The organism is Kitasatospora sp. NPDC042419 (assembly GCF_056437345.1).
Window position 1 is genome coordinate 15945 of record NZ_JBWKAW010000055.1, and the last position, 12498, is coordinate 28442.

The 12498-nt window shown below is 78.0% G+C and carries 2 protein-coding genes; both read left to right on the forward strand.

The window, feature by feature from the left end; translation table 11 throughout:
• The first annotated feature begins 14 nt into the window (after nucleotides 1-14).
• On the forward strand, nucleotides 15-10535 hold the full coding sequence (locus AC067J_RS42350) for a type I polyketide synthase (RefSeq protein WP_478308183.1): 10521 nt from the start codon (nucleotides 15-17) through the stop codon (nucleotides 10533-10535).
• A 44-nt stretch (nucleotides 10536-10579) separates the two neighbouring features.
• Nucleotides 10580-12498 (forward strand): type I polyketide synthase (locus AC067J_RS42355; RefSeq protein ID WP_478308182.1); only part of this gene is annotated, 1919 nt, incomplete at its 3' end.

A 12498-nucleotide genomic window follows, 5' to 3' on the forward strand; every position in this document is an offset into this window, starting at 1 on the left:
ACGAGCCCGTCGCCATCGTCGGCATGCAGTGCCGCTACCCCGGCGGGGTCACCTCGCCCGAGGAGCTGTGGGAGCTGGTCCGCACCGACTCCGACGCGATCACCGGCATCCCGTCCGGGCGCGGCTGGGAGCACACCGAGACCACCGGCGGGGCCTCCTACCGGGGCGGCTTCCTGGACGACGCGGCCGACTTCGACCCCGACTTCTTCGGCATCTCGCCGCGCGAGGCGCTCGCCATGGACCCGCAGCAGCGCCTGCTGCTGGAGGCGTCCTGGGAGACCCTCGAACGGGCCGGGATCGACCCCACCTCGCTGCGCGGCAGCCGGACCGGCGTGTTCGTCGGGGTCATCGCCAGCGACTACCTGTCCCGGCTGTCCAGCGTCCCCAAGGAGGTCGAGGGGCACCTGCTGACGGGCAGCCTGGTCAGCGTGGCCTCGGGCCGGATCGCCTACGCGCTGGGGCTCGAAGGCGCGGCCGTGACCGTCGACACCGCGTGCTCGTCCTCGCTGGTGGCCCTGCACCTCGCGTGCCAGGCGCTGCGCGCCGGCGAGTGCGACCTCGCGCTCGCGGGCGGTGCGACCGTGCTCGCCACCCCGGGCGCGTTCGACGAGTTCTCGCGCCAGCGCGGCCTCGCGGCGGACGGCCGCTGCAAGTCCTTCGCGGCGACCGCCGACGGCACGGGCTGGAGCGAGGGCGTCGGCATGCTGCTCGTCGAGCGGCTGTCCGACGCCCGACGCAACGGGCACCCCGTGCTCGCCGTCGTGCGCGGCTCCGCGGTCAACCAGGACGGCGCGTCGAACGGCCTCACCGCGCCCAACGACCTGGCCCAGGAGCGGGTGATCCGCCAGGCGCTGGCCGCCGCGCGACTGAACCCCTCGGACGTCGACGCCGTCGAGGCGCACGGCACGGGCACCCGGCTCGGCGACCCGATCGAGGCCCAGGCCCTGCTGGCCACCTACGGGCAGGGCCGGCCCGCGGACCGGCCGCTGCGCCTCGGCTCGGTCAAGTCCAACCTCGGGCACACCCAGGCCGCGGCGGGCGTGGCCGGTGTGATCAAGACGGTCATGTCGCTGCGGCACGGCGTGCTGCCGCGCACGCTGCACGTCGACGAGCCCACGCCGATGGTCGACTGGGAGGCGGGCCGGGTCGAGCTGCTCACCGAGCCGGTCGCCTGGCCCGGGGGCGGGCGGGTGCGCCGGGCGGGCGTGTCCTCGTTCGGGGTGAGCGGCACCAACGCGCACGTGATCATCGAGGAGGCGCCGTCCGGGGACGGGGTGCCGGCGGACGGCTCGGCCGAAGACGGTCCGGCCGTCGAGGAGCAGCCCGCCGAGGGGCCGCTCGCCGAGGGTCCGGCCGCCGCGGAGGCCCTGGCGGAGGCCGCTCCCGGGGTCGTCCCGTGGGTGGTCTCGGCCCGCACCGAGGCCGGGCTGCGGGCGCAGGCGGCGCGCCTGCGCGACTGGGTTGCCGGAAACCCCGGCGCCGACCCGGCCGACGTGGCGTGGTCGCTGGCCTCCGGCCGGGCGGTGCTGGAGCACCGGGCCGTACTGGTCGGCCGGGACCTCGCCGACCTGGCGGCCGGGCTGTCCGCCGTCGCGGACGGCGCCACGGGCGCGAGCACTGACGGTGCCACTGACGGGACGACGGGCGTGGTCACCGGCGCCGTGCGGCGCGGCCCGGGGCGGACCGCGGTCCTCTTCACCGGCCAGGGCGCCCGCTCGCGCGGGATCGGGCGGGACCTGTACGGCGCCTTCCCGGTGTTCGCCGCCGCCCTGGACGAGGTCTGCGCCGCCTTCGAGGGCGTGACCCCGTTCTCCGTCCGCGACGTCGTGCTGGGCGCCCCGGGGGCCACCGGCCGGGCCGAGCCCGCCGCCCCGGCGGAGCCCGAGCCCACCGGTGTCGCCCAGCCCGCGCTGTTCGCGTTCGAGGTGGCCCTCTACCGCCTGTGGACCTCGTGGGGCGCGGCACCGGACTACGTGGCCGGCCACTCCCTCGGCGAGATCACCGCCGTGCACGTCGCCGGGGCCCTGTCGCTGGACGACGCCGTCACCCTCGTCGCCGCCCGGGCCCGGCTGATGGGCGCGCTGCCGGCCGGCGGCGCGATGCTCGCGGTCGGCGCGTCCGAGGCCGAGGCCGCCGGGGTGCTGGCGGGCGTACCCGGTGAGGTGGGGCTGGCCGCCGTCAACGGGCCGGCCGGCGTGGTCGTCTCCGGAACCGAGGAGGCCGTCGAGCGGGTGCGCGCCGAGTTCGCCGCCCGGGGCCGGCGGGTCGCGCGGCTGAGGGTCTCGCACGCCTTCCACTCCGAGCTCATGGAGCCGGTCCTGGAGAAGTTCGCCGGGGTCGTCGAGGGGCTGCGCTTCCGGGCCCCGGCGATTCCGCTCGCCTCCAACGTGACCGGCGGGATCGTCGCCCCGGAGCGGCTCGCCGACCCGGCCTACTGGGTGGAGCACCTCCGGCGCACGGTCCGGTTCGGCGACGCGGTCGGCGCGCTGCGGGCCGCCGGGGTGACCACCTTCGTGGAGCTCGGGCCGGAGGCCGCGCTGACGCCGATGGTCGCGGAGTGCCTCGCGGCCGAGGAGGCGGCCGGAACGGTCGCCGCCGTCGCCACGCTGCGCCGCGACCGGGACGCCGTGACCGGTGTGCTGGCGGCCCTGGGGCACGCCTTCGTGCGCGGCGCGGCGGTCGACTGGGCGGCGCTCACGGCCGGGGACGCCCGCGGGGCCGGCCCCGCACGCCGCCGCGTCGACCTGCCGACCTACGCGTTCGACCGGCGCCGGTTCTGGCTCGACGCCGGCGTCGCCGCGACCGACGCGACCGGCCTCGGCCAGGGCGCCGCGGACCACCCGCTGCTCGGCGCCGTGGTGCAACTCGCCGACGGGCACGGCTCGCTGTTCACCGGCCTGCTCTCGCTCGACACCCACCCGTGGCTGGCCGACCACGTGGTGCTGGGGACGGTGCTGCTCCCGGGCACGGCCTTCCTGGAGCTGGCGCTGCACGCGGGCCGGCGGACCGGCCGCGAGCTGGTCGAGGAGCTCTCGCTGGAGGCGCCGCTGGTCTTCGCCGAACGCGGCGCCGTCCAGCTCCAGCTCTGGGTCGAGGCCCCCGACGAGGACGGGCGCAGCGCCGTCGCGATCCACTCGCGGCCCGGGACCGACGACCCGGGCGAGCCGTGGACCCGGCACGCCGTGGGCACCCTGGCCCGCGCCACCGGGCCCGCAGGCGCAGCCGCCGCAGCCGCCCCCGCCGCCGACCTCGCGGTGTGGCCGCCCGCGGACACGGTGCCCGTCCCGCTCGACGGCTTCTACGACTGGCTCGCCGACACCGGCGTCACCTACGGCCCGGCCTTCCACGGCGTGCGCGCGGCCGCCCGGCGCGGCGACGAGGTCTACGGTGAGGTCGAACTGCCCGAGGGCGTCGCGCACGAGGCCGACCGCTTCGGCACCCACCCCGCCCTGATGGACGCGACCCAGCACCTGCTCGGGATCGCGGCGTTCGCCGACCGCACCGACCCCGGCTCCGGGCCGGTGTCGCTCCCGTTCTCCTGGCGCGACGTCCGCCTCCTCGCCCCGGGCGCGGCCGCGGCCCGCGTCCGGCTGCGGCGCACCGGCCCGGAGTCGGTGGCCCTGACCCTCGCGGACCGGGACGGCCGGCCGGTCGCCGAGGTCGGCTCGCTGTCGGTCCGCCCGGTCTCGCCGGAGAAGCTGCGGTCCGCGGCCACGGCCCGTCAGGACCCGCTGTACGAGGTCCGCTGGACACCGCTGTCCCGCCCGGCGGCGGTGCCGGTCCCCGGCCCGGGGACGTGGGCGGTGGCCGGGGACGCCGCACCGTTCGGCGGCGCGCTGGACGCCGCCGTCCACGCCGACCTGGCGGCGCTCACGGCCGCGGTCGACGGCGGCGCGCCCGTCCCCGAGGTCGTCGTCCTCCCGTGGCCGGGCGTCGGACCCGCCGCGGGCGCCCCCGCCACGGAGGGCCCCGCAACGGACGCCGCCGCAACGGACGCCGCCGCAACGGACGCCGCCGCCACGGTCGCTCCCGCCGCGGGCGCCCCCGCGTCCGGTGCCGTCGGCCTGCCGCCCGTCGCGGACGTGCACGCCGCGGTGGACCGCGCCCTGGCGCTCGTCCAGGGCTGGCTCGCCGACCCGCGCTTCGCGACCGCGCGCCTCGCCGTGGTCACCCGCCACGCGGTCTCGGTCGGCGCCGACGACCCCGTGCGCGACCTCGCCGCCGCCGCCGTCGGCGGGCTGGTCCGCTCCGCGATGTCGGAGAACCCGGACCGGATCGTGCTGGTCGACGTGGACGGCGACGAGGCGTCGGTCCGGGCGCTCGCCGCCGCCACCGCGGCCGCCGCCGACTCCGGCGAACCCCAACTCGCCCTGCGCGCAGGCACCCTGTACGCCCCGAGGATCGCCCGCAGCGCCCCGGTCGAGACCGCCGGGCCCGCCTTCGACCCCGACGGGACGGTGCTGGTCACCGGCGGCACGGGCGCCCTCGGCGCCCTGGCGGCCCGCCACCTGGTCGTCGCCCACGGCGTCCGGCGGCTGCTGCTGACCAGCCGTCGCGGGCCGGACGCCCCCGGCGCCGCCGAACTGGCCGCCGAACTGACCGCGCTGGGCGCGACGGTGGAGGTGAAGGCCTGCGACGCCGCCGACCGGGACGCGCTGGCCGCACTGCTCGCCGCCGTCCCCGCCGGCCACCCGCTGCGCGCCGTCGTGCACACCGCCGGCGTCGTCGACGACGGCGTGATCGGCGCGCTGACGCCCGAACGGGTCGCCGCCGTGCTGCGCCCCAAGGTGGACGCGGCGACGCACCTGCACGAGCTCACCCGTGACCTGGACCTCACCGCCTTCGTGCTGTACTCCTCCGTCGCCGGCGTCATCGGCAGCCGCGGCCAGGCCAACTACGCGGCCGGCAACGCCTTCCTGGACGCCCTCGCCCAGCACCGGCGGGCCCACGGGCTGCCCGGCGTCTCCCTCGCCTGGGGCCTGTGGGAGGAGGAGAGCGGCCTGATGAAGGACGACTTCACCGCCACCGACCGGCAGCGCATCAACCGCAGCGGCGTGCTGCCGCTCTCCGACGGGCAGGGCCTCGCCCTGTTCGACGCCGCGCTCGCCCGGGGCGAGGCCCTGCTCGCCCCGGTCCGCCTCGACCTCGCGGCGCTGCGCCGGCTCGACGACGAGCTGCCGATGATCCTCAGCGGGCTGGTCCCCGCGCAGCGCCGCTCCGGCGGCGAGGACGCCCGGAAGCTGGCCCAGCGGCTGGCCGGGCGGCCGGAGGGCGAGCAGGTGCAGCTGCTCACCGACCTGGCCCGCCGCCAGGCCGCGCTGGTCCTCGGCCACCCCGGCCCGGAGGCGGTCGCACCCGAACGGGCCTTCACCGAGCTGGGTTTCGACTCGCTGACCGCGCTGGAGATGCGCAACCGGCTCAACGCCGCGACCGGCCTGCGGCTGCCGGCGACCGTCCTGTTCGACTACCCGAACGCCACCGCCCTCGCCCGGTTCCTGCGCACCGAGCTGCTGAGCCTGCCCGGCTACACCCCGGCACCGGCCGCCGCCCGGGCCCGGGTGCTCGACGAGCCGATCGCCATCGTCGCGATGAGCTGCCGCTTCCCGGGCGGCATCGCGAGCCCCGAGGACCTCTGGCGCTGCGTGGCCGACGGCGTCGACACGGTGGCGCCGTTCCCGACCGACCGCGGCTGGGACCTCGCCGAGCTGTACGACCCGGACCCGGACCGCTCCGGGCGCTGCTACACCCGTGAGGGCGCGTTCATGCGCGGCATCGACCGCTTCGACTCCGAGCTGTTCGGCATCTCGCCGCGCGAGGCGCTGGCGATGGACCCGCAGCAGCGCATGCTGCTGGAGACGTCCTGGGAGGCGTTCGAACGCGCCGGCCTCGACCCGGTGTCCCTGCGGGGCAGCAACACCTCCGTGTTCGCGGGGCTGATGTACGCGGACTACGCGGCCGGCCGGGTGCAGAACGTCGACGACGAGCTGGAGGCGTACATCGGCAACGGCAACTCCTTCGGCGTCGCCTCCGGGCGCGTCGCCTACACGCTGGGCCTGGAGGGCGCGGCGGTCACCGTGGACTCGGCGTGCTCGTCCTCGCTGGTCTCGCTGCACTGGGCGGCGCACGCGCTGCGCACCGGGGAGTGCGACCTCGCGCTGGCGGGCGGGGTGACGATCATGTCGACGCCGAGCGTGTTCGTGGAGTTCGCGCGTCAGCGCGGGCTCGCCCCGGACGGCCGCTGCAAGTCGTTCGCGGCCGGTGCGGACGGCACCGCGTGGGGCGAGGGCATCGGCATGCTGCTGCTGGAGCGGCTGTCGGACGCCCGGCGCAACGGGCACCCGGTGCTCGCCGTGGTGCGCGGCTCGGCGATCAACCAGGACGGCGCCTCGAACGGCCTCACCGCGCCGAACGGGCCGTCGCAGCAGCGGGTGATCCGCCAGGCGCTGGCCAACGCGGGCCTGGGCACCGCCGACGTGGACGCGGTCGAGGCGCACGGCACGGGCACCACGCTGGGCGACCCGATCGAGGCGCAGGCGCTGCTGGCCACCTACGGTCAGGGCCGGCCGGAGGACCGGCCGCTCTGGCTGGGGTCGGTGAAGTCGAACTTCGGCCACACCCAGGCGGCGGCCGGTGTCGCGGGCGTGATCAAGATGGTGATGGCGATGCGCAACGGCGTGCTGCCGAAGACCCTGCACGTGGACGCGCCGACGCCGCACGTCGACTGGTCGGCCGGCCGGGTCGAGCTGCTGGCCGAGGCGCAGGCCTGGCCCGCGGTGGACCGCCCGCGCCGGGCGGCCGTCTCCTCGTTCGGCATCAGCGGCACCAACGCGCACGTGATCCTGGAGCAGGCGCCCGCCGAGGCCGCCCCCGAGGCCGCTGCCGGCCCCGGCGCCGCGGCCCCGGCCGCCCCCGCGGAGGCGCGGTCGGACGCCCCGGCCGCCTCTGTGGAAGCCGCCTCCGTGGAAGCCGCCGCGGTGGAAGCCGCCCCCGCCCCCGCCCCGGCGGGCCTCGGCGGCGTCGTGCCGTGGGTGCTGTCGGCCCGCACCGAGGGAGCGCTGCGGGCCCAGGCCGCACGCCTGGCGGAGTGGGCGGCCGCGCACCCCGGCGCCGATCCGGCGGACGTCGCCTGGTCGCTGGCCTCGGGCCGCGCCACCATGGAGCGCCGCGCGGTCGTCCGGGGCCGCGACGGCGCCGAACTCGCCGCCGGTCTGCGGGCGCTGGCCGACGGAGCGGCGTCGACCACCCCGTCCGTCGTCGCGGGCGACGCGGGCGGCCCCGGCGCGGGTACGGTGACCGGCCCGGTGTTCGTGTTCCCGGGCCAGGGCTCGCAGTGGGCCGGCATGGCGGCCGAACTGCTGGCCACCAGCACGGTGTTCGCGGAGGCCGTCGCGCAGTGCGCGGCGGTGATGGACCCGTTGACGGACTGGTCGCTGACCGAGGTGCTGCGCGACGGCACGGGCGCGCTGCTGGACCGGGTGGACGTCGTCCAGCCGGCCCTGTTCGCGGTGATGGTCGCCCTGGCCCGGTGGTGGGAGTCGGCCGGGGTCCGCCCGGCCGCGGTGATCGGCCACTCGCAGGGCGAGATCGCCGCCGCGCACCTGGCGGGCCTCCTCCCGCTGGCGGACGCCGCCCGGATCGCGGTGCTCCGCAGCCGCGCGCTGCGGCAGGTCTCCTCGGTCGGCGGCGGGATGCTCTCGGTCGGCGTCACCGCCGAACGTGCCGCCGAACTCGTCGCGGGCGACGCCCGGTTGTCGCTCGCCGCGGTCAACGGCCCCACCAGCGTGGTGCTCTCCGGATCCGTCGAGGCACTGTCCGGGATCGCGGCCGACTGCGAGCGCGACGACGTGCGGGCCCGCTGGATCCCGGTCGACTACGCCTCCCACTCCGCCCACATGGACGTCCTCCGGGACGAACTGCACGAGCTGCTGGCGGCGACCGCTCCGCGACCGGGCCGGGTGACGATGTACTCGACCGTCACCGGCGCCGCGGTCACCGACCACGAGGCACTCACCGGCCCGTACTGGTACGACAACCTGCGCGGCACCGTCCGTCTGGACACCGCCGTGCGGGCGGCGCTCGCCGACGGGCACACGCTGTTCGTCGAGTGCAGCCCCCACCCCGGCCTGGTCGTCCCGCTGGAGGACCTGCTCGCCGAGGCCGGCGCGGGCGGCACCGTCCTGCACACCCTGCGGCGCGGCGAGGGCGGCCCGGACCGGCTCGTCGCCGCGCTCGCCGCCGGCTACGCCCACGGCCTCGGCGTGGACTGGGCCGGGCTGCTGCACCACGACGGCGTGCGCCGGGTCGACCTGCCGACCTACGCCTTCCAGGGCCGCCGCTACTGGCTCGACCCCGACGCCGGAACCGCCCTGCCCGGCCGGGCGAAGCAGCCCGCCGCCGCACCGGCCGGCGACCCCGTCGACGCCCGGCTGTGGGACACCGTCGCGGCAGCCGGCGCGGAAGGGCTCGCCGCCCTCCTCGACGTCGCCGAGGACACGCCGCTGCGCGACGTCCTGCCCGCCCTGTCGGCCTGGCGGACCAGGCAGCGGGCCGACTCGGTGGTGCGCTCCTGGCGCTACGCCGAGCAGTGGGAGCCGTGGGCGGACGCCCCGCCGGCGCCCGAGCGGCTGACCGGGCGGTGGCTCGTCCTCGCACCGCATGGCCCGGACGCCGACCTGCTGCGCACCGCGGTGACCGGGATGCTCACCGGCCGCGGCGCCGAGGTCGTCGCGCCGGACGCCGGCGAGGTCCCGTCCGGGCGGGAGGCGCTCGCCGCCTGGCTGCGGGAGACCGTCGGGGCGGAACCGCCGGCCGGCGTCCTCGCCCTGCCGGTCGGGGACCTCGCGGAGACCGACCCGGCCCCCGCCCTCGGCGGGCTCGTGACACTCGTGCAGGCACTCGGCGACGCCGGCGTCGACGCACCGCTGTGGTGCGTCACCCAGGGCGCCGTGGCGGTCCTCGGCGAACCGCCGCTCAGCGCGGTCGCGGCGGCCGTCCGGGGCCTCGGCCGCGTCGTCGGCCTCGAACACCCGGGCCGCTGGGGCGGCCTGGTCGACCTGCCCGGGTCCGCCGACGCCCGCGCGGCCGAGACCCTGGCCGCCGTGCTCGGCACCCGCCCCGCCGAGGACGAGATCGCCGTCCGCCCGCTGGGCGCCTTCGTCCGCCGCCTCGCCCGCCTGCCGCACGCCGAGGGCCGCCCCGCCCGCGAGGGCGCCTGGCAGCCCGGGCGGACCGCGCTGGTCACCGGCGGCACCGGGGCGCTGGGCGGACACGTCGCGCGCTGGCTGGCCGGGGCGGGCGTCGGGCACCTCGTGCTCGCGAGCCGCAGCGGCGGGTCCGCGCCCGGCGCCGCCCGGCTGCGCGAGGAGCTCGCGGCGGCCGGCGCCGAGGTCGAGATCGCCGCGTGCGACGTGCGCGACCGCGACTCGGTCGCCGCGCTCCTCGGCGGCCTGCGGGCCCGCGGCCTGCGGGTGGACACCGTCGTCCACACGGCGGGCGCGGAGGTCGGCGGCCCGTTCGACCTGACGACCGGCCGGGACGTCGACGAGGCGCTCGCCGCCAAGGTCGGCGGCGCACTGGTCCTGGACGAGCTGCTGCGCGACGACGAGCCCGGCACCTTCGTCCTGTTCACCTCCGGCGCCGGGGTCTGGGGCGGCGCCGGCCAGGGCGCCTACGCGGCCGCCAACGCCTACCTGGACGCGTTCGCCGCCCGGCGCCGTGACCGGGGCGCGGCCGCGACCGCGATCGCCTGGGGCCGCTGGGGCGGCACCGGCATGTCCGCCGGCGACGCGGGTGCCCGGCTCGACCGGATCGGGGTGCCCGCGATGGACCCCGAACTCGCCCTCGAAGCCCTCCGCCAGGCCCTGGAGGAGGACCTGACCTGCGTCACCGTCGCCGACGTCGACTGGCCGCGCTTCGCGGTCGGCTACACGGCCGCCCGCCCGCGCCCGCTCATCGCGGACCTGGTCGCCGCCGCGACCCCGGCGGACACCGGCGCCCCCGAGGCCGAGAGCGGCGCGGGCGCCCCCGAGCTGCTGCGCGAGCGCCTCGCCGGGCTGTCCGGCACCGACCGGCACCGCGAACTGCTCGCCCTGGTCCGGGCCGAGGTCGCCGCCCAGCTCGGCCACGCCGACCCGGCCGAGATCGAGCCCGAACGGCCGTTCCGCGACCTCGGGTTCGACTCGCTGGCAGCCGTCGGGCTGCGCAACCGGCTCACCGCGGCCACCGGCCTGACGCTGCCGACCACGCTGGTCTTCGACCACCCCACCTCGGACGGGCTCGCCGAGCACCTCGGCCGGGAGCTGTTCGGCGACACCGCGCCCGAGGCGTCGGCGCTCGACGGGCTGGACCGCCTGGAGGCCGACCTGTCGGCCCTCGACGGCGCGGCGGAGCGCGAACGCGTCGCGGCGCGCCTGACCGAACTCGCGGCCCGGCTGCGCGGCACCCCGCGCCCGCCGGCCGAGGGCGGCCGGGACCTGGACAGCGCGACCGACGACGAGATGTTCGACATCCTCGGAGAGGAGTTCGGGATCTCCTGAGCAGTCGTCCACACCAGGCATCTCGAACCGACAGGGGTAGGCACATGTCCAACGAAGAGAAGCTCCGGCACTTCCTGCGGCAGACCGCCGCCGATCTGCGGGCGACCAGGCACCGCCTCCAGGAGGCCGAGGAAGCCGCCCGGGAGCCGATCGCGATCGTCGCCACGGGGTGCAGGTTCCCCGGCGGGGTGCGCTCCGCCGAGGACCTGTGGCGGCTGGTGGCCGACGGCACCGACGCGGTCTCCGGCTTCCCGGCCGACCGCGGCTGGGACCTCGGCGGGCACGGGACCGGGCACGGGGCCGGGGAAGGGGCCGGGGAAGACCCGCTCGGCGGGGCCGCCGCCCGGCAGGGCGGCTTCGTCCACGACGCGGCCGAGTTCGACGCCGAGTTCTTCGGGATCCCGCCGTTCGAGGCGCTGGCGATGGACCCGCAGCAGCGGCTGCTCCTGGAGACGTCCTGGGAGGTGATCGAACGCGCCGGCATCGACCCCCTGTCGCTGCGGCGCAGCCGGACGGGCGTGTTCGTCGGCGCCTCCGCCCTCGGCTACGGCGGCGGGCACCGGAGCACGGAGTCCGGGGTCGCGGGCTACCGGGTCACCGGCGGTTCGATGTCCGTGGTGTCGGGCCGGGTCGCGTACGTGCTCGGACTGGAGGGGCCGGCGGTGACGCTGGACACCGCCTGCTCCTCGTCGCTGGTCGCGCTGCACTCGGCGGGGCAGGCCCTGCGGGCGGGGGACTGCGACCTGGCGCTCGCCGGCGGCGTCACCGTGATGGCCCGGCCGACCGCGTTCGTCGAGTTCTCCCGGCAGCGCGGGCTGGCGTCGGACGGCCGCTGCAAGTCGTTCGCGGCCGCCGCGGACGGCACCGGCTGGGGCGAGGGCGTCGGACTGCTGCTGCTGGAGCGGCTGTCGGACGCGGTGCGCCACGGGCACCCGGTCCTGGCCGTGGTCCGGGGCAGCGCGGTCAACCAGGACGGCGCGTCGAACGGCATCTCCGCGCCGAACGGTCCCTCGCAGCAGCGGGTGATCCGGCAGGCGCTGGCCAACGCGGGTCTCTCGGCGGACGAGGTCGACGCCGTGGAGGCGCACGGGACCGGGACGACGCTGGGTGATCCGATCGAGGCGCAGGCGCTGTTGGCGACGTACGGGCAGGGGCGGCCGGCCGAACGGCCGCTCCTGCTGGGGTCGGTGAAGTCCAACATCGGCCACACCCAGGCGGCGGCGGGTGTCGCGGGCGTGATCAAGATGGTGCAGGCGATGCGGCACGGTGTCCTGCCGAGGACGCTGCACGTCGACGCGCCGACGCCGCACGTCGACTGGGCGAGCGGGGCCGTCGAGCTGCTGACCGAGCCGGCCCCCTGGCCGGAGACTGACCGGCCGCGCCGGGCGGGCGTCTCCTCGTTCGGGATCAGCGGCACCAACGCGCACGTCATCCTGGAGCAGGCCCCGCCGCCGGCCGGCCCGCCTCCGGCCACGGAGGAGGGGGAGCGGCCGCCGGCCGCCGGGGTGGGCGGGCTGGTGCCGTGGGTACTGTCGGCCCGCTCCGCCGCGGCCCTCCGGGCCCAGGCCGCCCGGCTGCGTGACCGCGCCTCGGCGGCTCCGGCGCCCGAACCCGCCGACGTGGCCTGGTCGTCCGTCACCGGGCGCGCCCTCCTGGAGCACCGCGCCGTGGTGCTGGGCCGCGACCTCACCGAACTGACGGCCGGACTCTCGGCGCTGGCCGACGGCGCCGTCGTTCCGGCCGCCCTCGCCGGTGCCCCGGCCGGTGCGCCCGCCGGTGGAGCGCCCGCAGGTGCGCCCGTCGTGGTGACCGGAGCCGTCCCGCGGGCGGCGGCCGGGTCGGCCGGCCGGGCGGCCGCGAAGCACGCGGTGCTGTTCACCGGTCAGGGTGGTCGGGTGCACGGGATCGGGCGTGAGTTGTACGGGGCGTTCCCGGTGTTCGCGGGGGCGGTGGATGAGGTGTG